This is a genomic window from Bradyrhizobium ingae, from assembly GCF_055791185.1.
The window spans coordinates 219,119-244,767 of record NZ_JBVUBB010000001.1 but is presented as its reverse complement, the minus strand read 5'-3'; the positions used below and the strand labels follow the sequence as shown (position 1 = coordinate 244,767).

Sequence of the window (25,649 nt, the reverse complement as noted above, 5' to 3'; positions counted from 1 at the left end):
CCGTCCAAGCCGCGTGTGGAACATCCAGAACGAACTCCTCAGCGGTCACATCGCTTCGGTCGACGTACGTTTTTAGGCGCTGCAACATATCCATGCTCATGGCCGAGACGGCTCCATGGTGCCGGCCGGAGCGACCTGAAGATCACTGAGATCGAGCCGCTGGATTTTCCCAACGATCACCCAGTAGCAGAAGATCGCAATGAGCCCGTGCAAGCCGACATAGAGCAGCGCGCCGTTGAAGGAGCCGGTGCCGGCAAGAATGTAGCCGATCACGAGTGGGGTGAAGATGCCGGCGACATTGCCGATCGCGTTGAACACGCCCCCGGTCAACCCGATGATCTCCTTCGGAGCCGTGTCGGCCACCACGGTCCAGCCGAGCGAGCCAAAGCCCTTACCGAAGAAGGCCGCGCACATCAGCATGATCACCACCCAATCGGTATCGACATAGTTGCATCCGATCATCAGGGCGCTCATCGCAAATCCGATCGTGATCGGAATCTTTCGTGCCAGGCTGAGATCGCCGGTTCTCTTGAGGATCCAATCCGAGAAGAACCCGGTCGATACGCCGCCGATGAATCCGGCGATCGCCGGCAGCGCTGCCACGAAGCCCGCCTGCAGGATGGAGAAGCCACGGCCTTGGACGAGGTAGGTCGGGAACCACGACACGAAGAACCAGGTGATTGCCGTGATTCCATACTGGGCGATGAAGATGCCCACCAGCATGCGGCTTCTGAACAGCATGCCGAGATCGGCGAAGCTGGAACTGGCTGCCGACGACTTGCCGTTCGCGCCCCCGGTGCCGAGGTTGGCGTCTGTCTCGATGAGCGCACCGCCACCTTTGATAAGTTCGATCTCGCTCGCCATGACGCTGGGATGCTTGGAAGGCATATAGAACGTCCTGGCCCAGAGAATGGCAAGCAACAGCCCCAGCCCGCCCATCACATAGAAAATGTGCTCCCAGCCGAACTGATAGGAGAGCCATCCCATGAGCGGATTGAAAATCGCCAGGGAGACATACTGAGCGCTGTTGAAGATGGCCCCGGCCACGCCGCGTTCCTGAGACGGAAACCAGGCGGCGATAATTCTCGCGGATCCCGGGCCAACGGGAGATTCGAAGAGCCCGAGGAAAAATCTGAGGACGAGAAGCACGGCAAAGGGATACGCGATCCACGGTACGAGGCCCATCGCCACAGTCACGGCGGACCAGATCGCCAATCCGACAAGCATGCCCCGCTTGGCTCCGATCTTGTCAATCAACCAACCGGCAGGGATCTGGAAGAGAACATAAGCCCAGGCGAACGAGGCGAAAAGCCAGCCCATCTCGACCGGACTCAGGTGAAGCGCCTTCGACATGTGTGGTCCGGCCACCGAGAGCGTGGCGCGGTCGCCTGAACTAAAGGCAAGAAGGATCGTGATGAGGGCCAGAACCCAAAACCTATGCCGTCCCTTCAGCATGACGTCTTCTCCCCTGTTGTTTTATTTGTCTTGCCCCTCTGTTCTTTTTTCTTTTCAGAGCGAAACGGCGGCGGCCCAACCATGACGGCCAAGCGCGTAGCCAAATCATCAGCTTCTGCGCGAACGCGCATCCGGTACTGATGCAAAACCATCGCGGGAATGGTCAGTTGGAGCAAGGCGGGAATTACCTGTGTTCGCCCCAAATCCCACAAGGCGAGATTCCGTCAGAAGGAACGTGGATATTCGTGCTGCGGCGCACACTCAGATGGTTCTGACCGAAGTCGGTCGGTACAGTCGCCGGAAGGAAGGAAGCCTGCGAACCTAGGTCTCCGGTACGGCGCCAGCCAGTAGCAGGCATGCCAACCCTGATGCTCCATAAGCGCGAGAACGCCATTCGCCTAGGTCAACCAAAAATCATCTCTGCCTCCCTTTTTGTCAGTTGTGAGCGCCAGCGGTCTGATCGAACATCAGAGACAAGGAAAAGGCGGGCGCGCAGAAGCTGACCAAAAATCGGAGGATGCTGGCCAGACGATGCAACCGCGTTCCGGCTTGGCGTGATAGCGATCGCGATCAGCCTCGCCATGGGCGCGGGAACGCTGGCCAATGGGCAGACGCTAGCATTCCAAAGACTCAGCGCGCGTTGCCACCATTCTTGGTGGCGCTGGACCCGATGTAGGTCGACTGGCGGGCGCGCAGCAAGAGGAGTGAGCTGCGGAAGCGGGCAACATATTCCCTGCATGGACGTTCTTCTCTGAGACCGCGGCCCCACGTCACCGCGCTCAATGATGGCTATGACGGCTTCACGAGATGGCGCGCGTCCTGATTGGTACTTCCGGCTGGCATTACGACTCCTGGCGCGGTCCTTTCTTCCCGGAAGGGCTGCCAATGAAAGAGCAGCTTCGCTACTATGCCAGCCAATTCGAGACCACCGAGCTGAACGCAGTGTTCTACCGCACGCCGACACCTGAAGCGGTCAGGACATGGCGGGAACAGACCGACGAAAACTTCATCTTTGCCTGGAAGGCGTCCAAGTTCATCACGCATTGGAAGCGTCTGTCCGACGCTTGCGAAAACAGCCTCGAGCTGCTGGAGGATCGCATGTCATTCTTGCGCGGCAAGGTGGGGCCGATCCTGTTTCAGCTGCCGCCGCAATTCGAGGCGAATGCCGACAGGCTTGCCTCCTTCTTCAAACTGCTCTCGAAGAAACGACGCTACAGTTTCGAGTTCCGACATCCGAGCTGGTATCAACCCCGCATCCTCCGGATGCTGGCAGACGCAAACATCTCTCTTTGCCTCTCGGATCACCATGATGCACCGGCGCCCTGGAGGCGCACCGCGGACTTCGTCTATGTTCGCGGTCACGGCCCGAGCGGGCGCTATCATGGTCACTACACGAGGCCGACGCTCGCACAATGGGCACGGCGCATCAGATCCTGGAGAGGGCAAGGCTGCGACGTCTATGTCTATTTCGACAATGACCAGAAAAGCGCCGCTCCGGCCGATGCGCTGAAGCTGAAAGCAATGCTTTAACGCACGAGCTACGGACCGCCGGCAACCGAGCCGGCGATCACCATGACGAGTTCGGCAAGATCGATCTTTCCGTTGACGACCAACTCCTCCGAGGAGCCTTCGACGTTCAGCGATTGCGGTCGATTCGCCGCCTGACGCTTGAGCTCGCTGATGATGGCTTCCTTGAGCTTCTCTTCCAGCATGCGCTTTTCCTCAGGCTGCCATAGCGCGACAGGATTCGGCACACGACCGGCACATGGCGACACATTCGTCCATGCCTCCGATCCGCTCGCAATCCTGCGCGCATTCGGTGCAGATCTCAGCACACTCACCGCAAGCATGCCTGTGATGCGGCGTATTGATCAGCATGAAGTGCGCAGCCGTCCGGCACATTTCGGCGCACGCCATCATCAGGCGGAAATGTTTCGCCTCGACATGTTCTCCGCCGGTTTCGAGACAATGATTCATCGCGGTGCCGAGACAGGTCTTGTAACAACTCATGCAAAGTTCGATACAGCGGGCCATTTCTCGTGATTGATGCATATCTGCTCCCTTCCAGCGATCGGGCCTGCCTCTCTCCGTCGAACCAAAGCGAGGGGACACGCTCGGTTCCTGGCTTCCGTTGGACATCGCCCTTTCCGCGTTTCACCCACCCTTCACTTAGGAGCCGGATCCGAGAGCTCGGCTCCGGGCTCCTCGAACCGTCCGCTCCTGGCAAGCTTCACGGCACGGCCCAACGCTCGGGCCGTATTCCTCACCTCCTCCTGAAATTCGCGGTCCTCGTCCAGCGCCTGATGCGAAGTCGCATATGGCTCCATGTAGCCAACATAGCCATCGAGTTCGGCAAAACGGCCGGCAGAGATCAAGCGCATGTCAGTGAGCCAGTCCGACAGGGTTCGACGCACGCCTTCGGCGCCAACGCTGTCGCCGTGAACGATCAAACCGAAGTGGCGGCCGGCAAGGTGACGCGGATAGGACCAGCCCTTGAGCTCCAGCGCCTTGGCCTCGTCGGCCTTCTTGCCGTGCGTCGACGTCGGATCGGGATTGCCACCGTCTGCGCAGACCAGGCGATCCATCATCGCCTTAAGTCCGCCCGGCACGTGATACCAGTTCACCGGCGTCGCGATCAGGATGCCGTGCGCGGCTACCCACTGGGGATAGATCTCGTTCATCCAGTCTGCGTCCTGCCCGAGGGAATAGTTCGGATAGCAGCTGCACGGCCAGTGGCAGAGCGGCATCGCGGTTGCGACGCAGGACTTGCAGGGATGGATGTTCCTGCCGAACTCCGAGGTCAGCCGTGAAAGATCGAGGATATCGACGGCGAAGCCCATCTCCACAAATAACGGTTCGGCCATCTTCACGATCCGCCAGGTCTTCGACATCTCGCCGGGACAAGTGTGCTCGCTGCGAGCCGAGCCGTTGATGATGAGTATGCGCGGGGTCTCGTTCGCATCATCGTGCCGTCGCTGTGCCTCGAGGATCGCGGCGCGCGCCTCGAGCCAGTCTACCGCAAGATCGTAGTCAGGATCGGCAAAGCCGGCGCCCGCTTTTTGCGTTACCGGTGCCTTGCGCGAATGGCTGTAAGCATCCCAGGCCGCGGCGACGATCGCATCAAGTTCGCGCTCAAGCGACGAAAATGCAGGATCGATGAACCGGTTTCGGTAGCGACTCTCGAACTCCTCACGCGACAACTTGACGGGCGGCATCCCCTTGCGAATGTCCGGTTCTTGCATGGTGTCTCCGAGGGGCCGTCATTTACTCGTCGCACCAACGTTGCGCATCCGCGCACGGTTCCTCAGCCCCGGCCGCGTCGCAAGGATTGTGCTGTCCTGATCTTGTCTTGACATCATTGTGTAGAGCGACTGGTGATCGTCCCGGCCCTTCCCTGGCCGAAAGCGCGCGCTCGAGCAGGCTTGGGAACAATATGGTCGTGCCCGGATTTCCCCCGACGCGAGCAGCCAGTTTTGGCGCGTGATCGCGCGCCGGCTTGGATGTCCCAAACACAGAGCCGAACCGTGCCCGTCCAACGATCGACCGACGCACGCATGATGCGAGTTGCCGCGACAATCGTGGAATGGGTGGCCGTCCTTTCCATTCTGATCGGTGTGCCCTGTGCGGCGGAGGCGGCCGTCACCGGTTCGCAGCTTGAACAAATCGCGCTCGCGCCCCGCACCAATGCGCAATTGCCGCTTTCGACCCCGTTGAGCGACCTGGACGGTCGGACCGAGCCACTGCAAAGCTGGCTCGGAGGCGTTGCCACCGTCTGGATCCTGACTGACTTCACCTGCGAAACACTATGCGGGCCGGTAATATCGATCGTGTCGAACGCGCTGGCCGATACCGGCCTGAGCGCCGGCAAGGACTTTCGGCTCATCGTAGCCGGCTTCGACCCCAGGGATACAGCCGCTCAGGCGCTAGCCATGAAGAATGCGCAGCTGAGTGCAAGGAGCGGCCTCTCCGAACACAGTGTCTTCCTGCGGACGGCCGCTCCTGACGTTGGCGCGTTGATCGACGCGTTCGGTATACGAACTGTCTATGACCGCGAGCACGATCAATTTGCTCATCCCGCGGCTACCTTCGTGGTGACGCCTGATGGGCGGATTTCCCGTGCGCTCTCGGCGCTGGCGGTGGATTCAACGAGTCTGCGTTTGGCCCTGATCGAAGCGGACCAGGGGCATATCGGGCGCTGGACCGATCAGGTCCATCTCCTTTGCTACGGTTTCGATCCCGCCAGCGGCACCTATACGCTGGCGGTGCGGCGACTATTGCTCAGCGCCTCCTTCGTCAGCATCCTCATCCTCGGCGCACTGATCGGGCTGCTCGTTCGGCGCGAATACGCCACCAGATAGCACCGAGCGGCTCCCTCTCGCCTCCCTCCCTCGCCAGAGCTATGTCGAACGCCAGCCAGAACACTGTCGCGAGAAAACTCCCAGCCGCAAGCAGCATAACGCTGGTGATCGTCACGGAGAGCCCGTGAATTGCCGGCAGGATGAGGATCGCGGATTCCAGCCACCGCATCGCCAACGTCAGTCCGCACAGTCCCAGCAGCCAATGCGGGTCCGATCGCACCCTCGCGCTCAGCATCGCGCAGAACGGAAATACGAATTGCCCGAGGGAGAGCATCGCCAGGACGAACTGCCAGCCGTTTTCCGATCGCGCGATATACCAAGTGACTTCCTTGGGGATATTTCCGGACCAGATGACGATGTACTGCATGGCGTGGAGGTAGCACCACAGCAGAAGCACAGAGAGCAGCAGGCCGCTATAGCCACGGGTCGGACCGATCCTCCGCGTCGATAACAGGCCGGCGCCGATCACAAAGGCCGTTCCGTTGGTCAGCAGGAAGCTGAGGTAGATGAGACCATAGATCGATGAATGGAATTCGGGCTCCAGTGATTCCATCCAGTCGATCCCCGCAAATGACACGGTCAAGGTCCACACGATCGATCCGACCGACGCGGCATGCACCATGGCCGTATCATCGCGCCAGGATCGCCGGAGCCATTCGGCAAGGGTGATCCAAACCGCGAAGTAGAGCACGGTCCGCATCACGAAGAACCAGGGAACGAACCAGTGCGCCTTGAACGGTGGCAACGACGCTCCATCGGCGATGGCTGGATAGATTTCCCTCATGAAGAGAAGGACAGGAACGACCGTCAACGCCACGACGGGCAGAATGCCCGTTGCCGCAACGAAAGTCGGATGCAACGCCTCGGTCCAGCGCCGCCGCACCAGATAGCTGGTCATGAAGACAATGAGCGCTCCGATCGGGATGGCGCCCCAGGCGATCCAGGCTACGAGATAGGCAGCAGTGGTCGACCGTGCGTCCACGACGAATCCGGCGATCAGGGCGAGGCCCGAGACCACCGCCAACCTGCTCCTTGCGCCGGCCCGCACTCTCATGGCGAGCTCTCGAGCTTGGCCCGCTCATCCGCGGGCACGTCGTCGAGCGAAGCGTGGCGGCTGAGCTGAAGCGCGCGAATATAGGCGACGATCGCCCAGCGATCCCCCGGCGGCACGCGGGCCGCATAGGAATACATCGCGCCATGGCCGTTGGTGATCACATCGAATAGATATTGATCGTCCGCGGCGCGGAGCCGATCGTCGTGATAGCTGGTCGGCCGCGGCATGCCGCGCTCGACGATGATGCCGTTACCGTCGCCGCCGGCGCCGTGGCATGGCGAGCAGAAGATGCCGAAGCGCTCCCGCCCCCGCTCGAGCAACTCCGCCGAGAGCGCTGGCTTGGTTCCAGTGGCCTTCTCGCGCTCGAGATCATCGCGGGCAACGGTGTTCGGCGGCGGCCGGCGCAAGACGCCCCCGCGAAACAGCGGCGCCTTGGAATATTCGCTATAGCGGGGCTGCACATCCATGTTCTGGTCGCAAGCGGCGAGCAGAGCTGCAAGGACGATGATGAGCGGCAGCCTGTTCATCCCGGCACCAGCTCCACCGAAAGCGCGCCCGCTCCGCTGAGGAATGCTACGGTCTCGCTTGCGCTAAACTTGGCATCCTCGGCGCTCACACAAAGGAAGAACCGATCCCTGCTGGCACGATGAAATCGCTCGCTGCCGAATACCGGATAGTTGAGCCGCGGCAGCCCGTTCTGCCACAGCATCCCGACCAGCATGGCAAGTGCGGAGAACAAAATCGTGAGCTCGAAGGTCACGACCGCGAAAGCCGATATCGCATAGATCGGCCGGCCGCCGACGTTGAGCGGGAAGTCGTAATTCACATAGAACTGCATGACGAGCGCGGTCCCGGCTCCGGCCATGGCTCCCACGAGCCCGACGAAAGAAATCGTGGGACGCGGAATCCTCAACATGCGATCCAGCCCCTCAACCGGAAACGGCGTGAAGGCATCGAGATCGCGGTAGCCAGCTTCCCTCGCCTTCCGGGTCGCCGCCAGGAGGTCTTCCGGACTCTCGAACTCCGCCAATGCGCCGTAGAGCTCTTCAGCCATGTTGCTCCTCCTCTTTCTCTTCGTGGAGAAGCTCCTTGCTTTCGAAGATCGAGATCATCGGAACGAGCCTGATGGCGACGAGGAATGGGACGAGAAAAAGTCCAATCGTGCCGAAATAGGTCGACCAGTCCCAGAAACTCGGCGTGAAGTGGCTCCACGACGAGACCAGGAAGTCACGATAGAGGCTGGTGACGAGGATCATGTAACGCTCCAGCCACATTCCGATCGCGACAGACACGGAGATCAGCAGCAGCATCCATCCGGTCCGCCGCACGGCGCGCCACCACAGCGCCTGGAGCGGAATGAAGTTGAAGATGACAGCGCCCCAATAGGTCCAAGCGTAGGAGCCGGTGAAACGGTCGGCCAGCGTTTGAATCTCATGGCTCTCCCCCGAATAGACGGCGTCGAACACTTCAAAAACGTAGCCGTAGCCTGTCATCAGGCCGGTCGCGAGCAGGACCTTTCCGAGCAGATCGAGATGATCGTCGGTCACGAGGTTTCCGAGGCCGAACCACGAGCGCAGCGCTACGGCGATGATGGAGACGACAGCAAAGCCGGAGAACGCAGCGCCCAGCACGAAATAGGGCGGAAAGATCGTCGAGTGCCAGCCCGGGATCTGCCCTACCGCAAACAGCAGCGACACCTCGCTGTGGACGGACACGACCAGTGGCACTGCAAGGCCAGCCGTGAGCCTGTAAGCCTGCGACCAGCGCAGCCAATGTCTGGCTGAACCGCGCCATCCGAGCGCCGTTATGCCGAAGAAAATCTGCCAGCCGCGACGCGTCGCCCTATCGCGCGCTGCCGCAAGATCGGGGATCAGTCCCGTGTACCAGAAGGCCAGTGAGACCGTCAGATAGGTCAGCACCGCCCAGATGTCCCATTCCAGCGGGCTGCGGAACTGCGGCCACACACCCATGGTGGCCGGGTAAGGAAACATCCAATAGACGTACCACGGCCGGCCGAGATGCAGGATCGGATAAATGCCCGCGCAGACCACGGCGAACAGTGTCATCGTCTCGGCGAAGCGATTGAGCGAATTGCGCCATTCGCTTCCGGTGAGGAGCAGAAGCGCCGAGATCAGCGTTCCCGCATGACCGATACCGAGCCACCAGACATAGTTGTGGATCGCAAAGGCCCAGTTCACGGGGATGTTGATGCCCCAGATGCCGACGCCCCGGGTGAACAGTTCGACCACCGAGACCGTCAATAACAGCAGCAGCGCGCACGCGAAACTCATCGCGATCAGCCACCGCCGCTCCACCGGAAAATGCAGGGGAATACCAGTGAGCTGGTCGGCGATGCCGCCCATACTCTGGCGCGTCGGCAGAATGTCCGATCGGTCGCTCATCCCTGCCCCGATCCCGGTTCATCCTCGCGCCAGCGCGCCAGATAGGTCGTGCGCGGCCGCGTTCCCAGCTCCTCGAGCAAAACGTAATGCCGGCCGTCTCGCTTCAGCCGCGAGACTTCCGAACTCGGGTCGTTGATGTCTCCGAACACAATTGCCTTGGTTGGACAAGCCTGCTGACACGCCGTCACCACCTCGCCGTTGCGCAGTGGACGGTTCTCTTTGTCAGCGGCAACATGCGCCGCTTCGATGCGCTGGGTGCAATAGGTGCACTTCTCCATGACACCGCGCGAGCGCACGGTCACGTCAGGATTGTGGGCGGCGTGCACCGGTGAATCGGCCGGCGCACGATAATCGTAGAAGTTGAAGCGCCGCACCTTGTAGGGACAATAGCTGGAGCAAGTGCGCGTGCCGATGCAGCGGTTATAGACCATCTGGTTCACACCCTCGGGGCTGTGCGTCGTGGCATGCACCGGGCAGCCCATCTCGCAGGGCGCGTCCTCGCAATGCATGCAAGGCACCGGCTCAAAGAAACTGCGAGGCTCCGCGATGTCTCCGGTGTAGTACCGCGCTATCCGCAGCCAGTGCATCTCGCGGCCGGCCCTGACCTGATCTGCTCCCACCACAGGCACGTTGTTCTCGGCCGTGCACGCCGCCACGCAGGCGTTGCAGCCGATGCAACTATCGAGGTCGATCACCATGCCCCATGCGTTCTTCGACGACGGCCAAGGGGCGTAAAGGCTTGCCTTGTCGGACGATGTCCGCTGGACTTGACCTGGACTGACCTCGCGGACGAAATCGAACCCCTCCATGCGATGATGCAGCTGGGTTACCGCCAGATCTTCGCTGGTCTCGAGCTTGCGCAGAACTCCCCGTGTCAGCCATGGATCCGTGGCTGGTTGCACGCGGTAAGCATCATAGCCGAGGTCATTGCCGACCCGCCCGGCTCGGGTCCTTCCATAACCAAGGAAGAGCGCGACCGTATTGTCGGCTTGCCCCGGCATGATCCAGAGTGGCCCACCCACACGACGTTCGCCGATCGTGACTTCAATATGATCGCCATTGCTGGCTCTGAGACTTTTTGCCAATGCCGGACTGACGGCAACCACGTTGCTCCAGGTGAGGGTCGTCAGCGGCTTCGGAAGTTCCTGGAGCCAGCCGACATTGGCGAACTGGCCGTCCCAGATTGTCGGATCCGGCCGAAACACGATATCGAGGTCCCCGGCCGTGCTTGACGGCGTCATCGTACTGCTCACAGGCGGGGCTGTGATGAACGACGCAGCGCCCTCGATGAAGCCGTCGTGCAACGCCTGTTTCCAACGGGCGTCAAATGTGTCGCCAAAGCTCGCCTGCCAGGTCTCGCGGACGGCACTGTCGGCGGCCGGACTGATTTCCCCGAGCAACATCGCCAGGATCTGGTGCACCGTCCTTACGTCGTAGAAGGGTGAAATCACCGGCTGGAGGATGGTGGCGGTGCCGTCGACGGCGCGGGCGTCGCTCCAGCTCTCCAGCGCATGCGCAACGGGCAGCTGCCACTCGCAGAGCGCGCCGGTCTCATCACGCTGCAGGCCGAGATACAGCGAAGAGCGGACTTGCTTGATAGCTTCGCCGACGTCGAGTTCACCGGGCGCGCCGTACGCGGGATTACCCTCGAAGACGATGAGCGAATTCACCCGCCCGGCGTTGATGTCGGACACAAGCTCGGCAAGCGTCCCCGCATTCGCCGGTCCGGAGATAGCCGGTGTCAGCTTCAAAGTCCGGCCGGCATTCTCGAGCTGTTGGTTGATTCTGGCTACCCAGAGTCCGGCGGCCGCACCTCCGCTCAGACCCGAGACGATCAGAGACCGCCCTGACCGACCCTTGCAGGCCGCTGCGGCACGCGCAATCCAATGGCCCTCGGCATCGGTCAATTCTGGCCGGGATGCGCCCTCCACGCCGAGCGCGCTTGCAAGCGCTTCCGCGAGCGCGGGCATGCTACGTGCGTCAGCGATCAAGCGCCGAGTAGCCAATGCACCCGTCGCGGAAGGTGCGCTCTCCGCCATGAACAATTGATTACCGGGCCGATCCGCGAACTTTCGGCGCGATTGCGACCAACCCAGCGCATTGCGCACCTGGTCTGGTCCCGGTCCCAGAAAGTCATCGTCGAAGCTGACAATGACGTCGCACTCCCCGAGCAGATAGTGCTGCTCCACCGCCTGCCCATACACTGCGGCCCCGATTTGCCGTCTTGCATCAAGACCAGTGGCCGCATGCACATGAACGCGCGCTTTTGAAAACTGCTTCAGAAAGGAATCGATCTGCCGCAGCAGTGTTGGCGACGTAGTAGGCCCGAGCAGCACCCGCACGCCCGCGCCCTGATCCGCTCGCCAGCCTTCGCGCATTGTCCCGATAGCGGCTTCAACATCCGCCCAGCTCACGGGCTCGCCGTGCCGGCTCGGCGCGGCCGCGCGGTCGGGATCGTAGAGTTGCAGCACCGCGCTCTGCATGAAGATGTCGCTACGGCCCTGCGTGACCGGATGACCCGGATTGCCGTCGAGCTTGGTGGGTCGCCCCGCGAAGGTCGTGGCGATCACGGGTTGCGCATAGCCGTCAAGCAAGACCGCAGTAGCATAGTAGCGCGGCAGGCCAATCGTCTCGTTTGCAGGTTGGTCGACGTACGGCAACGCCGCGACGAACGAGCTTTTCTCGCAGCCCGTCAGCCCTGCGAGCGCGAAGGACGCGCCCATCAACTTCAGGAATTCTCGGCGTGCGGCCTTCGATAATTGCTGGATCGCAGGATACTCCGCGTCGACGAAGGCCTGAAACCGCGGATCATCCGACAGCTCCTCGATGCCCGCCCACACTCGCGGTCCCCCTGTCGTTCGGGATTGATGGTCGATGCGGCGCTTCATCGGTGGCACACGTAGCAGTGCGTGAGTTCGCCGAGACGGATGCCCTCATGCGCAGCGATCGCCTCACCTTCCTTGCTCGCATCCGCAGGCGGTTTCCACGCCATATCGGTAATATGATTGGACGGTCGCAAATGAGGCGCGGGATCACGATGGCAATCGAGGCAAAACTCCATCGTGAACGCTTTGGCGCGATAAGTCAGCGCCATCTGGTCGACGCGGCCGTGGCAAGTCTCGCAACCGACGCCCTTGGCGATATGGATGTCGTGCCGGAAGAATACGTAGTCGGGCAACTTTGCGACCCGCGCCCACTGGATCGGTGAGTTATCGGCAAGGCTCTCCCGCACTGGCTCCAGCATCGACGCATTGGTCCAGATTTCCGAGTGGCATGTCATGCAGGTCTCGGTTGGGGGGAGGCCCGCCTGCGGCCCGGCCTCAACATTACTGTGGCAATAGCGACAGTCGATGCCGAGTTCCCCCGCATGATGTCGGTGACTGAAGGGCACCGGCTGATGCGGTCGAATATCGGTGTCGGTCATGTACGCCGATCGCGCAAACCCGACGACCGCGACAGTGCCGCCGCCGGCCAACGACAGGCCACCGATGAGAAACAGGCGTAACCAGGTGTCCGCCACAGAGGAGAATATCTGGACCATTCTCGCTGTGAACCGGTGGCGAGCTGTCGGGTCGACAATCTTGCCGTCGTGCATTGGTTCCTAAGTAGGAACGCTATTCCAGATGCGGCATTGTCCCACCGCGATCGAGGACAGCAGCATGGCGGACAGCAAGCGCTTCGACTACGAACGGTCGGACGTCGGGCTCCACCTGATCGGCCTGCTTGCGGGGAGCCTTGCGACTTTCGTAGCGGCCGCGCCTCTCGTGTTGCCGCTGCTGTTTCCTCAATCCACGAAGCACATCACGCCGACAAGCCGCCCTGCCTTGAGCTCGGATGCGCCCCCCCTCGAGATCACACCCAGGGATACGTTGCAGAGATCCCGACAAGGCGAAGCGCGGATCGAGCGCAGCTACGGCTGGATCGATCGCAATCGCGGGGTCGTCCGCATTCCGCTTGACCGCGCCGTCGATCTTCTCCTGCGCAAGGGGTTGCCGGGGTGGCCATCTCCATGAGCTTCCGCCCAGGCTGCCGATGGAGGTCGGCCTAGATGTGGCACCAATGGATCCCGTTCTGGCAACCTGGACTTTCGCCGCACAGCGCCGACGTCGATCTACTGTTCGCCGGTCTCTTGATTGCAAGCGCGCTGGTGCTTGGGCTGCTGTTCTTTCTGCTCACGCTGTTTTGCGTACGCTATCGCGCGAGCAACCAGACTGACCGCGACCACCGCGTCGCCAAAAGCTGGCATTGGGAGGTCAGCTGGACCACCGCCTCGTTCGTCTGCTTCCTCGGGCTCTTCGCATGGGGCGCGAGCGTGTACTTTCAGGTCTACAAGACGCCTGCGGACGAGCAGGACGTGTTCGTCGTCGCCAAACAATGGATGTGGAAGACGCAGCATCCCGGCGGTCAGTCGGAGATCGATGCGCTTCATATCCCAGTCAAACGTCCCGTGCGCCTCGTGATGGCGTCGCAGGATGTCATTCACAGCTTCTTCATCCCCGCCCTTCGGCTCAAGCATGATGTGGTTCCAGGCCGCTACCAGGACCTCGAGATCGAGGTGGACAAGCCGGGGCACTACCACCTGTTCTGCGCGGAATATTGCGGCACCGATCATTCGGGCATGATCGGCGAGATCGTGGCGATGGACCCGACCGATTTCTCCAACTGGCTCGGACAGCAGGCACCTTCAAGTCCCCTTGCAGCCGAAGGCGGCGCCCTATTTCGAGAGCTCGGATGCAGCGGTTGCCATGGCAACGGCAGCAAGGTCCGTGCACCGCCGCTTGAAGGTCTGTACGGCAAGCCCGTGCCGCTGTCCGACGGCAGCAGCGTGATCGCCGATGACAGGTACATCCGGGATTCGATCCTTCTGCCACGCAGCCAGGTCGTCGCCGGCTACGAGCCGTTGATGCCTTCGTTCGAAGGCAAGGTCAGCGAGGATCAGCTCTTGCGGCTGGTGCTCTACGTCAAATCGCTCGCAGGACACCAATCATGAGCGAGAAGAACTATCTCACTACCGACTACACGCTGAAATCCTGGTTCTTGACGACGGACCACAAGCGGATCGCGATCCTTTATTTTGCGAGCCTGATCTTCTTTTTCTTCATCGGCGGCGCGGCAGCTACTGCAATCCGGATCGAGCTCGCAACGCCGCAAGGAGACTTCGTCAGCTCGGATGTCTACAATCGCCTGTTCACCATGCATGGCATCATCATGGTGTGGTTCTTCCTGATCCCGTCCATTCCCAACACGCTCGGCAACTTCATCGTCCCGCTGATGATCGGCGCGCGCGACCTCGCCTTCCCCCGGCTCAACCTGATGAGCTGGTACATCTTCATGCTCGGCGGCTGCACCACGCTGATTGCCATTCTTGCAGGTGGCGTCGACACCGGCTGGACCTTCTACACGCCATTCTCGACGCTCTACTCCAACAGCTACGTGATCGCTGCCGCAGCCGGTGTCTTCATCGCCGGCTTCTCATCGATCCTGACCGGCTTGAATTTCATTGTCACGATCCACCGCCTTCGGGCCCCTGGAATGACCTGGTATCGCCTTCCGCTGTTCCTGTGGTCGCTCTACGCGACTTCAGTCATCCTGGTACTGGCGACTCCCGTACTCGCGATCACGTTGCTCCTGATCGCGACGGAACGCTTCTTCGGCGTCGGCATTTTCGATCCCAGGATCGGCGGTGATCCGCTGCTGTTCCAGCACCTGTTCTGGTTCTACTCGCATCCCGCTGTGTACATCATGATCCTTCCGGGCATGGGGGTGATCAACGAGCTGATCTCCTGCTACTCGCGAAAGCAGGTCTTCGGCTACAAGTTCGTAGCCTGGGCGAGTCTCGCCATCGCCGCGGTCGGCTTCCTGGTGTGGGGCCACCACATGTTCGTCAGCGGCCAATCGCTGGTCGCAAGCCTCGTGTTCTCCTTCATGAGCTTCATCGTCGCGGTCCCCTCCGCGATCAAGGTCTTCAACTGGACTGCGACGCTGCATAAGGGCTCGATACATTTCGATGCTCCCATGCTTTATGCGCTGGCCTTTATCGGTCTGTTCACCATCGGCGGCCTGACGGGACTGTTCCTCGCCTGCCTCGCCTTCGACGTGCATGCGACCGACACTTATTTTGTCGTAGCGCATTTCCACTACATCATGGTCGGCGGCATGGTGACGGCCTATTTCGGCGGCCTGCACTACTGGTGGCCAAAAATCACGGGCCGGCTCTACTCGGAATATTGGGCACGCACGGCCGCAGTCCTGATCTTCTTCGGCTTCAATCTAACGTTCTTCCCACAGTTCATTCTCGGCGCGGAGGGAATGCCGCGGCGTTACCACGTCTATCCGCCCGAGTTTCAGGTCTGGAATGTGCTGTCATCCGGAGGCGCCGTGATCCTCGCCGTCGCCTATTTCATGCCGCTGTTCTATCTCGGCTACTCCGCATTCTTTGGTCGTCGCGCGTCTGCAAACCCATGGAATGCTCCCGGGCTCGAATGGCAGACGTCATCGCCGCCTCCGGAATTCAACTTCACGACACAGCCCGTGGTCACGCGGCCGCCTTACCAGTACAATCGGGATTTTCAGGCGGAGCCGCAAAATGCCTGAAAGCTCCGCCTTCGCACCGCAGTATGCGTCAATACCTCACCGTGACCATACCGCCGAGCTCGGCATGTGGGTGTTTATCGCCACCGAGGTCTTGCTGTTCGGCGGCTTGATCCTCGCCTATTTCGTGTACCGGCACGCGTTCCCGCAGGGCTTCGCCGAGGGGAGCCGGCACACCGATATCGTGATCGGAACGGCCAATACGGCCGTTCTGCTGACCTCGAGCTTTCTCGTTGCGTGGGCGGTCGAGATCTTCTCGCCCGACACCGCCAAGATCGCCACCTGGCTGCTGGTGGGTGCGGCCTGTCTTGGCCTTGTCTTCCTCGTGCTCAAGGGGATTGAGTACAGCAAGGAATATGAAGAGCATTTCGTCCCGGGCATCGACTTTCAATTCGCCGGGCCAATGGCCAATGGTGTCCAGCTTTTCTTCATCTTCTACTTCGTGGCTACCGCGATCCACGCCATCCACATGCTGGTTGGGATCTGCCTGTTGCTCGCACTTGCGACCATTTGCCGGAAGGCGCCGACCACGCGTCATCATACGGCTCTGCACAGTGCAGGGCTGTACTGGCACTTCGTCGACGTAGTCTGGATATTTCTGTTCGCGCTGATCTACCTGCCGGGGCGCTCCTCATCATGACGCAATGGCGGCCCCCACTTCTCCTCATCGGAGCCTGGCTTGGCCTGTTGGTCTTGCTGGCATTGACCGTGACGCTCGCCTATGTGCCGCTCGGAGCCGGCAACGCCGTCATGGCCTTAAGCATCGGCACCATCAAAGCGGGACTCGTCGCGGCCATCTTCATGGAGCTGCGACACCGGGGCGGCCTCACGCTCGTCTTCGCGGGTGCCGGGCTGTTCTGGCTGGGGATCCTTCTCTGGCTCGGCCTGATGGATTTCATGACCAGGACGTAACGCTCAGTTGGTAGACTCAGTTTGTCCTGGCCTCTAGCCGCGCGCGCTCCTGCTTGACCTCGTCCTCGCTGATCGCCGGCGCCTTGCCCCAATGGTTGCGGACATAGGTCGCGACCGCAGCCACCTGCGCATCATTCAACTGCCACCCGAACGCGGGCATGGCCGGGCCGGTCGGCTCCCGCTCCGTCGCGACGCTCTGCGCGCCCTGGAGTATCACTCGCAACACCGTTGTAGGGTCCTTCGTATTGACGGTGGACGCCTCCGCGAGATTTGGGATGAGATTGGGCACGCCCGTGCCATCCGACTTGTGGCAAGCCGAACAGAGATCCTGATAAATCGCGCCGCCCGCCGTGAGCACTTTAGAATCGGCAGAGCTCTCAGCCGCAGGCTTCGGTCCCGCTACGTCCTTCAGATAGGTTGCCATCGCCTTGACGTCATCGTCGCTCAGTTTCGACGTCGAGAGCTCGACGACCTCGCCCATCAAGCCGGCCGCGGCAGCAAAGCGGTTGTGGCCGGTTTTGAGATATTGCGCGACGTCGTCGACCGACCATTGCGCGAGCGGCCCCTGCCCGCTGGTGATGTCGGGCGCGACCCAGCCCTGGAGCGTATATCCCTGCAACGCCTTTGAGGATTCATCGCCTCCCAGGAATGTCTTGGGCGTGTGACACGCACCGCAGTGTCCGGGCCCCTCGACCAGATACGCGCCGCGATTCCACTGCTCCGACTTGCCGGACTGTCCTGTGAACTCGCCCGGCCTGAAATAAAGCTTGTCCCATACCGTCATCGCCATTCGCTGGTTCAGCGGGAACGGCAGATGGTTGACGGTGACGGGGTTGTGGACCGGCTCGACGGTCGAGAGAAAGGCGCGGATGTCCTTGACATCCTCTTTCGCCATCCGGGCGAAGTAGGGAAACGGCATGGCCGGGTAAAGCCGCTTTCCGTCCCGGCGCCGGCCGTTGCGCACCGCCGCGTCGAACTCTTCGTCGCTCCAGGCGCCGATGCCGGTCTCTCGATCCGGCGTGATGTTGGGGGCAACCAAGACGCCGAACGGTGTTTCGATCGGCCTTCCGCCACTGAACGGATGATCGCTGCCGGGGATGGTATGGCAGCTTCCGCAGTCGGCCGCAGCGGCGAGATAGCGGCCGCGCTCGACGGCGGCAAAATCCTGCAAGCCCGCGCCCGTGGCTTTGCCTACCCCGGCAGCGAGCGCGAGTGCGGTCAATGCAAATCTTGCAGATCTACGCATTGATCAACTGCCCGGGGTTCTTGAGATATCTGCTGCGGATCGCATCAGCTGCCCAGTACGCGAGTGCGGCTACGGTTCCGGTCGGATTGTAACCGGCATTTTGCGGAAACGCGCTTGCGCCTGTAACGAACAGGTTCGGCACATCCCAGCTCTGGAGGTAACGATTGAGCGCGCTCGTATTGGGATCACTGCCCATCACCGCGCCACCGCAGAGATGTGTGGTCTGGTACTTGGTGATGTCGTAAGGCGCCTTGCGATATTCCTTGTGCACCTGTTTGGCGCCCATTGCCTGGAAGATCTCGGCGAATTTGTCCGTCAGGAATTTGTTCTGCTTGATCTCGTTATCGTGAAAATCCATGGTGATGCGCACCAGCGGCCGGTTGAAGCGGTCCTTATAGGTGGGATCGAGGTCGACATAGACATCGCGATAGCTGTACATGCTGCCGTGGACGCCCGTGCCGGGCTTGATCGCGCTCTGATAGTTCTCCTTGACGGCCTTCTTCCATTTCGCGCCCCACAGCGGCGTTCCCGGCGGCACAGGTGTGGTTTCAATCGGCCGGCCATTGGTTTGCACCTGTCCCACATAGCCGCCGCCGACGAACCCATGCGGACCGTGATCGAAATTGTCGCCGTTGAACTCATCGATGCACATTCCGATCGCGCCGGAGGCAATGAAGGGGTTGAAAATGAACTTTGCCGGGTCGAAGAAGCTGACGACGTCGGAGATGGTTTGGTGGGTGAAATTGCGGCCGATCACGCCAGCGTTGGCGGCGGGATCGTATGCCTTGCCGATCCCCGACAGCAGAAGGAGCTGCACATTGAAGATCGTGTAGGCGGAGAGCACGACAAGGTCGGCCGGCTGCTCCCACTCGTCGCCCGCGGTGTCCACAAAGGTTACGCCAGTGGCGCGTTTGCCGGAACTGTCGAGATTGATCCGCGTGACCTCGCTGTTGTCGCGTGCAGTGAAGTTGGGTTTGCGGACCAGTACCGGCAGGATCGTGGTCTGCGGCGAGGCTTTTGAGTAGTTGCCGCAGCCGAACCACTCGCAGAATCCGCAATACGTGCACGGTCCGAGGCGAACGCCCAGCGGATTCTGGTACGGGCGGGACATGTTGCCGGAAGGTTGCGGAAACGGCTTGTAGCCGAGGTCGCGCGCCGCCTTCGCAAACAGCGTGTGGCCGAACGGCTGATCCTGTGGTGGATTGGGATAAGGCCGCGAGCGCGGCCCCTCGAAGGGATTGCCGCCCTCCACGATCGTGCCCTTGATGTTACCTGCCTGACCCGATGTGCCGCAGAGATATTCGAAGCGGTCGTAATGCGGCTCGAGCTCGTCGTAGGTCACGCCCCAATCCTGGATCGTGATGTCCTCGGGCAGGAAGCTTGCGCCGTAGCGCTCCGTCAGGTGCGTCTTGAGTACGAAATCCGACGGCAGGAAGCGCCACGTCTCGGCATTCCAGTGCACGCCGCCTCCACCAACGCCGTTGGGCGGCATGAATGCACCCCAGCTCCGGATCGGCAAGGCCGTCTGGTTCGCCTTGTTGCGGAAGGTGAAGGTGGTCTGACTCGGGTTGAGAAACAATTCGTGACGGATGCGATATCGCAATTCATCCGCCGCATATCCCGGTGGGTAATCCGTCGCCGTGTTGCGCCAGGGGCCGCGCTCGATCGCGATGACATCGAGTCCTGCGTCGGCTAACTCGTACGCCATGATTGAGCCGGTCCAGCCAAGCCCAATGATGACGACATCTTTCGGCGGGAGTTTGCGAGCCATCTGTCACGCTCACGATTTAGCCGGCGTCCAGTCGGTACGCCCCGCAATGCCGACCGGCGGATACGGATAACGCTCGTTGTGGCGGTTGACCCAGTCGCGATAGTCGTAGCGGATGCCGGGAAAGCCGATCATCTTCCAGCCGACCATGTCGCGATTGCCGCCATGGATGGGGTCGGCGAAGAAGCCTTCCGGAACATCCTTCAGCAGCGCGGAGAAAAATCCCTGCGCATCGACAGTCTCGAATTTGACCCCGCCGGACTCGATCTTGCCGAGTACATCATCCTGCTCGGTGGCGCTCAGCTCCGCGAAAGCCTTGCCTCCGTGCGTCGATTTGCAGTGCTTGTCGAGTTCAGCCAACGCCTTGCGATAGAGCCCGGCGTGCGTCAGCGCCGATTGCGGGCCCTGCTCTTTTGTGCCTTTGGTGTATGGACCAAGCGTGTAGAGGCCTTGGTTCGATCCATATGGCCCCTTAAGCTGACGATCGATGAAGACGGCACAACCTGCGTCCTTGCCGCCTGGCGTCTCCGGATCCGGCGGAATGATGCGATCGACGATCGCTTCCATCGCGCGGGCTTCGTCGAGGGTGAAAAATTGCCATGGTCCCGGCCGCTCGAATTCCGGCGGCGAATTCGGATAAGGAGACCACGGGACGTGACCGCGAATTGTCCTCGCATGGGTCAACGACGTCGTGCTGACAAGGCACGCTGCGAGTGAGACCAGAAACGTTCGGCGACGCATGGAACATCCGTAAAGTCACGTCGGCAACGTCGACCGGGTCGGTATGTTCCTATGAGATCTCCAGACGGCTGACGGTTCGGGCGCACCATTCCCCGCCGAAGAGCCCCGGCGGGCGAAATGTGATCGCCCTCGCGTCACACAGGTGCTTACCTCATCGTTGGCATGACGAAGTCCGCTCCGGCTCGGATGCCGGTCGGCCACCTGCTCGTGATGGTCTTCAGCCGGGTGTAGAAGCGGACGCCCTCGGGACCGTGCATGTGATGGTCGCCAAAGAGCGAGGCCTTCCAGCCACCGAAGGAGTGGAATGCCATTGGCACGGGGATCGGCACGTTGATGCCGACCATGCCGACCCTGATGTCGTGGGCGAATTCGCGCGCAGCGTCGCCGTCTCGAGTGAAAATCGCGGTGCCGTTGCCAAATTCGTGCGCGTTGATGATGCTCGCAGCGAACTTGTAGTCCGGCGCGCGGACGACCGAGAGCACGGGACCGAATATCTCTTCCCTGTAGATTCGCATTTCGGTGGTCACGTGGTCGAACAGCGTGCCGCCGATGAAAAAACCGTCCTCGTAGCCTTGGCGGCGGAAGTCGCGCCCGTCGACGACCAGCTTGGCGCCTTCCGCGACGCCGAGATCGACATAGCCTTGCACCTTCTCGAGATGCTGGCGGGTGACCAGCGGCCCCATCTCGGCTTCGGGATCGGTACCGGGACCGATCTTGAGGTCTCGAACGCGCGGGGCGAGCTTGGCCATCAGTGCCTCGGCGGTCGCCTCGCCGATGGGGACCGCTACGGAGATCGCCATGCAGCGCTCGCCGGCCGAACCGTAGGCCGCCCCCATCAGGGCGTCGACCGCCTGGTCCATATCGGCATCGGGCATGATGATCATGTGGTTCTTGGCGCCACCGAGCGCTTGGCAGCGCTTCCCCGTGCGCGCGGCGGTCTCGTAGATGTAGCGCGCGATCGGCGTCGAGCCGACGAAGCTGATCGCCTGCACGTCCGGATCGGTGAGCAGCGCATCGACGGCTTCCTTATCACCGTGGACGACGTTGAAGACACCCTCAGGCAATCCGGCCTCGGTGAGCCAATCGGCGATCAGCAGCGACGCGGAAGGATCTCGCTCCGAGGGCTTCAGGATGAACGTATTGCCGCACGCGAGCGCGACCGGGAACATCCACATCGGCACCATGGCCGGGAAGTTGAACGGCGTGATGCCGGCAACGACGCCGAGCGGCTGGCGCAGCGAGTGGCTGTCGACGCGCGTGCCGACGTTCTCGGTCACCTCGCCCTTGAGAAGCTGTGGCGCCGCCGTCGCGAACTCGACCACCTCCATGCCGCGCTGGATCTCGCCCTTGGCATCCGAGAACACCTTGCCGTGCTCGGCAGAAATCACTGTCGCGAGTTCATCGATACGGTCTTCGAGGATGCGGAGGAATCGGTTCAGGATTCGCGCGCGACGGAGCGGCGTCGTGGCGGCCCAACCGGGGGCGGCCCCCGAAGCGGCGACCACTGCTTCGCGCACGTCGGCAGTCGAGGCGAGGACGGCCTCGCCGGTCTGACGACCGGTTGCCGGGTTGAACACCGACGCGGTGCGGCTCTTCGCGGGAGCCAGACGGCGCCCGCCGATGTAGTGCGGAATACGTTCGACCATGTCATCCTCCGAGCGAAAAACCGCCCCCACTGAAGGTAAATCGAAGCGGACTTCGCTCCGTGAGGCGGCGTCGCGATCGTTATCTACTTGCGTGTTCTGCACAGCAATGCACATGCTCGCACTCTCGTTGTGCATTGGACGACATCAATGGACTGGAATCAGATCCGCATCTTCCTGGCGGTCGCACGGACCGGCCAGCTGCTCGCCGCCGCCAAGGCGCTCGGGCTCAACCACGCGACCGTAGGCCGCCAGCTGTCGGCGCTCGAGGAGACGATCGGCGCGAAGCTCGTCGAACGCCGGACCACGGGCTGTCGATTGACGCCGGCCGGCGAGGCGATGATGCGCGCAGCCGAGCATGCGGAGTCGGAGTTCCTGCGCGTTGGCGCGACGCTCGGCAAGGAGGGGCACGCGATCCGGGGCGTCGTCCGTGTCGGCGCACCGGAGGGCATCGGGAACTATTTCCTGTCGCGGACGCTCGGTGCCTTCGCCTTGGCCCACCCCGACCTGGTGGTGCAACTGGTCGCACTGCCCAGGACCTTCTCGCTGTCGCGGCGCGAAGCCGATATCGTGGTGACGCTCGACCGGCCGAAGCAGGGGCGTCTCTTCGTGCGCAAGCTGACCGACTATTCGCTCGGAATCTACGCCGCCCGGCGCTACCTCGAGACTCATGGGCCGATCGAGGACGAAGCTGACCTCGCCGGACACCCTTTCGTCACGCATGTCGACGATTTCGTCTACAGCCGTGCACTCGACTATGCGGCCTCTCTCGCAAAGCGCATGACGCGCCGCTTCGAGTGCGGCAGCGTTGTCGGGCAGGTCGAGGCGGTCCGCGCCAGTTCAGGGATCGGCATTCTGCACGACTACATCGCCCGAGAGGATCCGGACCTGGTCCGCGTCCTGCCCACGATCCGCTTCACGCGCAGCTATTGGCTCCTGACCCACCCCGACACGCGCGACCTGCCCAGCGTCGCCGAGGTGCAGCGGGAGATCGTCGACAGGGTAAAAGCGGCGCAGCGCTCGTTTCTGGTCGACTGAGGCGCGACACCACTCGGGACAGCGGCGGCACGCAATCCCGTTGCTCCGCCTCAGGGCCAGTCGGCGAAATTCAGCGTCGGTTTGGAACGCCCGCTTCTGACGCGGGCGGCAACGCGCTTCTGCCAGGCACCTGGCGCCTCGCCCGTGTGCTTGCTGAAGAAACGACTGAAATAGGCAGTGTCCTTGAAGCCAAGCGCAAACGCGATTTGCTTGACTGTGGAGGTCCCGGCTTCCAGTCGCGCGGCGGCTTCCTTGACGACGCGCTGCTGGATCAACGCACTTGGCGATCGCTTCAGTTCACGGGTGCACAACGCATGCAGGCGATCCGGCGTCATGCCAAGAAAGCCGGCATAGTCGGCGACCCTCAATTGCTGGTTGTACCGCTCTTCGAGCAGCCTTCGGAAGCGGCTCAAAATCTCGGTGCTGCTGCCCTCCTCGTCCGGATCGTGGGGGCCTGCGAAGAGACGCCAGAATCGCAGCGTGCATAACGTCAACTCCGCGGACATGATCGAGGCGGCGCCGCTGCGCGCGGGCGTTGAAATCTCCGATGCGATCGCTGCGATCGAACGCGATATTGTGGTTATCAGATCGGGCTCGACCTGAAACGTCAGGATCTCCTTTGCTCCTTCGAGCGCGAGATAAGCCGGCTCCGCCGAAGGCGGCAGGTAGCGGTGCCATGCACCTGATTTAAGGTGGAGGAGTCCCGCGGCAGTGCCCGCCGACACGTCGAGATACGCCGGACATCCTGCGGGCAGCCAGGCAAGGACCGGACCAGCCAATACAGTCATCTCGCCCTCGACTGAGATCTCCGCGACACCACCACTGTGCACACAAAGCAGATGGATGAATGGGCGGGACGTCGCGGAGTCCAGCGCCCAACGTCGTGCCTCGTAGTGCGATGTGATCACCTCGGCTCCGATGGCGGCAGGTCCGCCAGCGACGGCGACAGGCGCGGACCCGCTGACGCCCGCGGCCCCTCGACGCAGCTCGCCACGTCGACCAGAAATGTCCAATCTTTCGCCGGATTTGTCCATTGCGCGAGAAAAGCTCAAGGTGCTTGCTGGGTCAAGTCTTGGCCATGGCGGCTGGAACAAGCCGCCAAGAAGAAGCCGGACGACAGGAAACGACCTGCTTTCATCGTAGCGAACAGCCGAGTGAAATTCGGAGGGAGGATCGACATGTTTTCGGTGAACCGTCGAACGTTGCTGCGCCTCACCAGCTTGACCGCGATGATCGCGGCGCTGGGGACCTTTGCGTCCTTTGCCGACGCGCAAGAAAAAATCCGCGTCGGCTACGCGATTTCCAAGACTGGCCCTTATGCCGGCGGGGCCAGCATCACAACGCTGCCCAATTACGAATTGTGGGTAAAGGATGTGAACGCGGCTGGCGGCATCAAGCTCGGCAATAAGCGACTGCCCATCGAGGTGGTCGAGTACGACGATCGCTCGAGTTCGGAGGAAGCGGTGAAGGCGATCGAGCGCCTGGCCAACCAGGACAAGGTCGACTTCATTCTGCCGCCATGGGGAACGGGCCTCAATCTCGCGGTCGGCCCGACTCTGAACCGGTTGGGCTACCCTCACCTCGCCGTCACCTCGGTCACCGACAAGGCGCCCGAGCTCGCGAAGCGCTGGTCGAATGCGACATTCTGGCTCGGCACCTCGGCTCAGATCTCCGAGGCTCTTGCCGAACTGCTGGGCAAGTTGAAGAGTGAAGGCAAGATCGGCGCGAACGTCGCGATGGTCAGCGTCGCCGATCAGTTCGGCATCGAGCTTGCCGCCGCCGGCCGAGAGGCCTTCAAGAAGCACGGCTTTACACTCGCCTATGACAAGACCTATCCGCTGGGGTCGCAGGATCTCCAGCCGCTGCTGAATGACGCGATTGCCGCCAAGCCCGATGCATTCATCGCCTTCAGCTATCCGCCTGACACGATCGCCCTGACCGAGCAGGCGCAGCTCCTGAAGTTCAACCCCAAGATTTTTTATGTCGGTGTCGGCACGGCCTTCCCGCTCTACAAGGGCAAGTTTGCCGCCAACAGCGACGGCGTGATGGGGATCGGCGGTTGGAACGCAGACTCCCCGCTCCTCAAGGACTATCTCGCACGCCACAAGACGGCGACCGGTAAGGAGCCGGATCGCTGGGCGAGCCCGATCACCTATGCCAGCCTGCAGGTACTCCAGCAGGCGATCGAAAAGGTCGGCAAGGTGGATCGCGCCGCAGTCGCGGCCGAAATTCGCTCAGGCACGTTCGAGACCATCATCGGCAAGGTCAAGCTGAAGGACGGACTGCTGCAGGAGGTCTGGAGCGTCGGCCAATGGCAGAACGGCGAGTTCTACGGGCTCGCGCCGACCACCCTGCCCGGTGCACGCGCACCTGTGGTGCCGAAGCCGCAGTGGCAGTGACCGCAATCCGGCGGGCGGGTCTCGTCGTGAGGCCTGCCCGCC

25 protein-coding genes are annotated in these 25,649 nt (G+C 61.8%); 9 read left to right on the top strand and 16 right to left on the bottom strand.

Annotation, left to right across the window (positions count from 1 at the left end; all coding sequences use genetic code 11):
* Window positions 1-96: 96 nt before the first annotated feature.
* Together ACV1FX_RS01175 and ACV1FX_RS01170 are read right to left on the bottom strand one after the other, a co-directional pair.
* Window positions 97-1,455, bottom strand: a complete 1,359-nt coding sequence (locus ACV1FX_RS01175) for an MFS transporter (RefSeq protein WP_473115700.1) — start codon at window positions 1,453-1,455, stop codon at window positions 97-99.
* The gene (locus tag ACV1FX_RS01170) at window positions 1,449-1,631 is read right to left on the bottom strand and encodes a hypothetical protein (RefSeq protein ID WP_473115699.1); all 183 of its coding nucleotides are present in this window, start codon (window positions 1,629-1,631) and stop codon (window positions 1,449-1,451) included. Before ACV1FX_RS01170 ends, ACV1FX_RS01175 begins: the two co-directional genes overlap by 7 nt.
* 631 nt (window positions 1,632-2,262) lie before the next feature.
* Between ACV1FX_RS01170 and ACV1FX_RS01165 the strand changes: the two genes are divergently transcribed.
* Window positions 2,263-2,985: a DUF72 domain-containing protein gene (locus tag ACV1FX_RS01165; protein WP_473115698.1), complete on the top strand. Its 723-nt coding sequence runs from the start codon at window positions 2,263-2,265 to the stop codon at window positions 2,983-2,985.
* An 8-nt stretch (window positions 2,986-2,993) separates the two neighbouring features.
* On the opposite strand, the gene ACV1FX_RS01160 is transcribed toward ACV1FX_RS01165, so the two are convergent.
* The 3 genes from ACV1FX_RS01160 to ACV1FX_RS01150 form a co-directional block, all read right to left on the bottom strand.
* Window positions 2,994-3,167: a hypothetical protein gene (locus ACV1FX_RS01160; RefSeq protein WP_473115697.1), complete on the bottom strand. Its 174-nt coding sequence runs from the start codon at window positions 3,165-3,167 to the stop codon at window positions 2,994-2,996.
* A 10-nt stretch (window positions 3,168-3,177) separates the two neighbouring features.
* Window positions 3,178-3,507 carry a four-helix bundle copper-binding protein gene (locus tag ACV1FX_RS01155; protein WP_473115966.1) on the bottom strand — a complete coding sequence of 110 codons (330 nt, stop codon included), beginning with the start codon at window positions 3,505-3,507 and terminating at the stop codon, window positions 3,178-3,180.
* 113 nt (window positions 3,508-3,620) lie between these two features.
* Window positions 3,621-4,697: a flavodoxin family protein gene (locus ACV1FX_RS01150; protein ID WP_473115696.1), complete on the bottom strand. Its 1,077-nt coding sequence runs from the start codon at window positions 4,695-4,697 to the stop codon at window positions 3,621-3,623.
* Window positions 4,698-5,009: 312 nt separating this feature from the next.
* Here ACV1FX_RS01150 and ACV1FX_RS01145 point away from each other — a divergent pair, with 312 nt between their 5' ends.
* Complete coding sequence (locus ACV1FX_RS01145; protein WP_473115695.1) at window positions 5,010-5,813, top strand: thioredoxin domain-containing protein; 804 nt, start codon at window positions 5,010-5,012, stop codon at window positions 5,811-5,813.
* Here ACV1FX_RS01145 and ACV1FX_RS01140 read toward each other — a convergent pair.
* Genes ACV1FX_RS01140 through ACV1FX_RS01115 form a run of 6 tightly spaced genes read right to left on the bottom strand, consistent with a single transcriptional unit; the run spans window position 5,758 to window position 12,810 of the window.
* Complete coding sequence (locus ACV1FX_RS01140; protein WP_473115694.1) at window positions 5,758-6,867, bottom strand: hypothetical protein; 1,110 nt, start codon at window positions 6,865-6,867, stop codon at window positions 5,758-5,760. The two genes, ACV1FX_RS01145 and ACV1FX_RS01140, sit on opposite strands and share 56 nt — an antisense overlap.
* The gene (locus ACV1FX_RS01135; RefSeq protein ID WP_473115693.1) at window positions 6,864-7,394 is read right to left on the bottom strand and encodes a c-type cytochrome; all 531 of its coding nucleotides are present in this window, start codon (window positions 7,392-7,394) and stop codon (window positions 6,864-6,866) included. The genes ACV1FX_RS01140 and ACV1FX_RS01135 overlap by 4 nt, the downstream gene beginning before the upstream one ends.
* Window positions 7,391-7,921 (bottom strand): DUF3341 domain-containing protein, encoded by a 531-nt coding sequence (locus ACV1FX_RS01130; protein ID WP_473115692.1) that lies wholly within the window; start codon window positions 7,919-7,921, stop codon window positions 7,391-7,393. Before ACV1FX_RS01130 ends, ACV1FX_RS01135 begins: the two co-directional genes overlap by 4 nt.
* A complete protein-coding gene (gene nrfD, locus ACV1FX_RS01125; protein WP_473115691.1) occupies window positions 7,914-9,269 on the bottom strand; it encodes an NrfD/PsrC family molybdoenzyme membrane anchor subunit in 1,356 nt (451 codons plus the stop codon). The genes ACV1FX_RS01130 and nrfD overlap by 8 nt, the downstream gene beginning before the upstream one ends.
* A complete protein-coding gene (locus ACV1FX_RS01120) occupies window positions 9,266-12,157 on the bottom strand; it encodes a TAT-variant-translocated molybdopterin oxidoreductase (RefSeq protein WP_473115690.1) in 2,892 nt (963 codons plus the stop codon). The genes nrfD and ACV1FX_RS01120 overlap by 4 nt, the downstream gene beginning before the upstream one ends.
* Complete coding sequence (locus ACV1FX_RS01115) at window positions 12,154-12,810, bottom strand: cytochrome c3 family protein (RefSeq protein WP_473115965.1); 657 nt, start codon at window positions 12,808-12,810, stop codon at window positions 12,154-12,156. The genes ACV1FX_RS01120 and ACV1FX_RS01115 overlap by 4 nt, the downstream gene beginning before the upstream one ends.
* Before the next feature lie 118 nt (window positions 12,811-12,928).
* Between ACV1FX_RS01115 and ACV1FX_RS01110 the strand changes: the two genes are divergently transcribed.
* From ACV1FX_RS01110 to ACV1FX_RS01090, 5 genes are read left to right on the top strand one after another with little or no spacing between them, the layout of a single operon-like run.
* A complete protein-coding gene (locus ACV1FX_RS01110; RefSeq protein ID WP_473115689.1) occupies window positions 12,929-13,282 on the top strand; it encodes a hypothetical protein in 354 nt (117 codons plus the stop codon).
* A gap of 35 nt (window positions 13,283-13,317) precedes the next feature.
* Complete coding sequence (gene coxB / locus ACV1FX_RS01105; protein WP_473115688.1) at window positions 13,318-14,259, top strand: cytochrome c oxidase subunit II; 942 nt, start codon at window positions 13,318-13,320, stop codon at window positions 14,257-14,259.
* Window positions 14,256-15,863, top strand: a complete 1,608-nt coding sequence (ctaD, locus tag ACV1FX_RS01100) for a cytochrome c oxidase subunit I (protein WP_473115687.1) — start codon at window positions 14,256-14,258, stop codon at window positions 15,861-15,863. Before coxB ends, ctaD begins: the two co-directional genes overlap by 4 nt.
* Window positions 15,856-16,500: a cytochrome c oxidase subunit 3 gene (locus ACV1FX_RS01095; RefSeq protein ID WP_473115686.1), complete on the top strand. Its 645-nt coding sequence runs from the start codon at window positions 15,856-15,858 to the stop codon at window positions 16,498-16,500. Before ctaD ends, ACV1FX_RS01095 begins: the two co-directional genes overlap by 8 nt.
* On the top strand, window positions 16,497-16,772 hold the full coding sequence (locus tag ACV1FX_RS01090; RefSeq protein ID WP_473115685.1) for a cytochrome C oxidase subunit IV family protein: 276 nt from the start codon (window positions 16,497-16,499) through the stop codon (window positions 16,770-16,772). Before ACV1FX_RS01095 ends, ACV1FX_RS01090 begins: the two co-directional genes overlap by 4 nt.
* Before the next feature lie 16 nt (window positions 16,773-16,788).
* Here the strand turns inward: ACV1FX_RS01090 and ACV1FX_RS01085 are convergent, their stop codons facing one another.
* The 4 genes from ACV1FX_RS01085 to ACV1FX_RS01070 form a co-directional block, all read right to left on the bottom strand.
* Window positions 16,789-18,018 (bottom strand): c-type cytochrome, encoded by a 1,230-nt coding sequence (locus tag ACV1FX_RS01085; protein ID WP_473115684.1) that lies wholly within the window; start codon window positions 18,016-18,018, stop codon window positions 16,789-16,791.
* Entirely contained in the window at window positions 18,011-19,789 is a 1,779-nt protein-coding gene (locus ACV1FX_RS01080; RefSeq protein ID WP_473115683.1) for a GMC family oxidoreductase, read from the bottom strand. Before ACV1FX_RS01080 ends, ACV1FX_RS01085 begins: the two co-directional genes overlap by 8 nt.
* Window positions 19,790-19,798: 9 nt before the next feature.
* Entirely contained in the window at window positions 19,799-20,527 is a 729-nt protein-coding gene (locus ACV1FX_RS01075) for a gluconate 2-dehydrogenase subunit 3 family protein (RefSeq protein ID WP_473115682.1), read from the bottom strand.
* 146 nt (window positions 20,528-20,673) lie between these two features.
* Window positions 20,674-22,173: a CoA-acylating methylmalonate-semialdehyde dehydrogenase gene (locus ACV1FX_RS01070; protein WP_473115681.1), complete on the bottom strand. Its 1,500-nt coding sequence runs from the start codon at window positions 22,171-22,173 to the stop codon at window positions 20,674-20,676.
* Between the two features lie 147 nt (window positions 22,174-22,320).
* Between ACV1FX_RS01070 and ACV1FX_RS01065 the strand changes: the two genes are divergently transcribed.
* Entirely contained in the window at window positions 22,321-23,208 is an 888-nt protein-coding gene (locus tag ACV1FX_RS01065) for a LysR family transcriptional regulator (RefSeq protein ID WP_473115680.1), read from the top strand.
* 50 nt (window positions 23,209-23,258) lie between these two features.
* Here the strand turns inward: ACV1FX_RS01065 and ACV1FX_RS01060 are convergent, their stop codons facing one another.
* Window positions 23,259-24,242, bottom strand: coding sequence for a helix-turn-helix domain-containing protein (locus tag ACV1FX_RS01060; protein ID WP_473115679.1), 984 nt, complete (start codon window positions 24,240-24,242; stop codon window positions 23,259-23,261).
* A 144-nt stretch (window positions 24,243-24,386) separates the two neighbouring features.
* On the opposite strand from ACV1FX_RS01060, the gene ACV1FX_RS01055 reads away from it, so the two are divergent.
* Entirely contained in the window at window positions 24,387-25,607 is a 1,221-nt protein-coding gene (locus tag ACV1FX_RS01055; RefSeq protein WP_473115678.1) for an amino acid ABC transporter substrate-binding protein, read from the top strand.
* The last annotated feature ends 42 nt before the right edge of the window (window positions 25,608-25,649 follow it).

What these genes read in the sequence shown, in the direction of transcription:
- ACV1FX_RS01175 (WP_473115700.1), bottom strand. Translation starts at nt 1,455, where the DNA reads ATGCTGAAGGGACGGCATAGGTTTTGGGTTCTGGCCCTCATCACGATC.
- ACV1FX_RS01165 (WP_473115698.1), top strand. Translation starts at nt 2,263, where the DNA reads ATGGCGCGCGTCCTGATTGGTACTTCCGGCTGGCATTACGACTCCTGG.
- ACV1FX_RS01160 (WP_473115697.1), bottom strand. Translation starts at nt 3,167, where the DNA reads ATGCTGGAAGAGAAGCTCAAGGAAGCCATCATCAGCGAGCTCAAGCGT.
- ACV1FX_RS01155 (WP_473115966.1), bottom strand. Translation starts at nt 3,507, where the DNA reads ATGCATCAATCACGAGAAATGGCCCGCTGTATCGAACTTTGCATGAGT.
- ACV1FX_RS01150 (WP_473115696.1), bottom strand. Translation starts at nt 4,697, where the DNA reads ATGCAAGAACCGGACATTCGCAAGGGGATGCCGCCCGTCAAGTTGTCG.
- ACV1FX_RS01145 (WP_473115695.1), top strand. Translation starts at nt 5,010, where the DNA reads ATGATGCGAGTTGCCGCGACAATCGTGGAATGGGTGGCCGTCCTTTCC.
- ACV1FX_RS01140 (WP_473115694.1), bottom strand. Translation starts at nt 6,867, where the DNA reads ATGAGAGTGCGGGCCGGCGCAAGGAGCAGGTTGGCGGTGGTCTCGGGC.
- ACV1FX_RS01135 (WP_473115693.1), bottom strand. Translation starts at nt 7,394, where the DNA reads ATGAACAGGCTGCCGCTCATCATCGTCCTTGCAGCTCTGCTCGCCGCT.
- ACV1FX_RS01130 (WP_473115692.1), bottom strand. Translation starts at nt 7,921, where the DNA reads ATGGCTGAAGAGCTCTACGGCGCATTGGCGGAGTTCGAGAGTCCGGAA.
- nrfD (WP_473115691.1), bottom strand. Translation starts at nt 9,269, where the DNA reads ATGAGCGACCGATCGGACATTCTGCCGACGCGCCAGAGTATGGGCGGC.
- ACV1FX_RS01120 (WP_473115690.1), bottom strand. Translation starts at nt 12,157, where the DNA reads ATGAAGCGCCGCATCGACCATCAATCCCGAACGACAGGGGGACCGCGA.
- ACV1FX_RS01115 (WP_473115965.1), bottom strand. Translation starts at nt 12,810, where the DNA reads ATGGTCCAGATATTCTCCTCTGTGGCGGACACCTGGTTACGCCTGTTT.
- ACV1FX_RS01110 (WP_473115689.1), top strand. Translation starts at nt 12,929, where the DNA reads ATGGCGGACAGCAAGCGCTTCGACTACGAACGGTCGGACGTCGGGCTC.
- coxB (WP_473115688.1), top strand. Translation starts at nt 13,318, where the DNA reads ATGTGGCACCAATGGATCCCGTTCTGGCAACCTGGACTTTCGCCGCAC.
- ctaD (WP_473115687.1), top strand. Translation starts at nt 14,256, where the DNA reads ATGAGCGAGAAGAACTATCTCACTACCGACTACACGCTGAAATCCTGG.
- ACV1FX_RS01095 (WP_473115686.1), top strand. Translation starts at nt 15,856, where the DNA reads ATGCCTGAAAGCTCCGCCTTCGCACCGCAGTATGCGTCAATACCTCAC.
- ACV1FX_RS01090 (WP_473115685.1), top strand. Translation starts at nt 16,497, where the DNA reads ATGACGCAATGGCGGCCCCCACTTCTCCTCATCGGAGCCTGGCTTGGC.
- ACV1FX_RS01085 (WP_473115684.1), bottom strand. Translation starts at nt 18,018, where the DNA reads ATGCGTAGATCTGCAAGATTTGCATTGACCGCACTCGCGCTCGCTGCC.
- ACV1FX_RS01080 (WP_473115683.1), bottom strand. Translation starts at nt 19,789, where the DNA reads ATGGCTCGCAAACTCCCGCCGAAAGATGTCGTCATCATTGGGCTTGGC.
- ACV1FX_RS01075 (WP_473115682.1), bottom strand. Translation starts at nt 20,527, where the DNA reads ATGCGTCGCCGAACGTTTCTGGTCTCACTCGCAGCGTGCCTTGTCAGC.
- ACV1FX_RS01070 (WP_473115681.1), bottom strand. Translation starts at nt 22,173, where the DNA reads ATGGTCGAACGTATTCCGCACTACATCGGCGGGCGCCGTCTGGCTCCC.
- ACV1FX_RS01065 (WP_473115680.1), top strand. Translation starts at nt 22,321, where the DNA reads ATGGACTGGAATCAGATCCGCATCTTCCTGGCGGTCGCACGGACCGGC.
- ACV1FX_RS01060 (WP_473115679.1), bottom strand. Translation starts at nt 24,242, where the DNA reads ATGGACAAATCCGGCGAAAGATTGGACATTTCTGGTCGACGTGGCGAG.
- ACV1FX_RS01055 (WP_473115678.1), top strand. Translation starts at nt 24,387, where the DNA reads ATGTTTTCGGTGAACCGTCGAACGTTGCTGCGCCTCACCAGCTTGACC.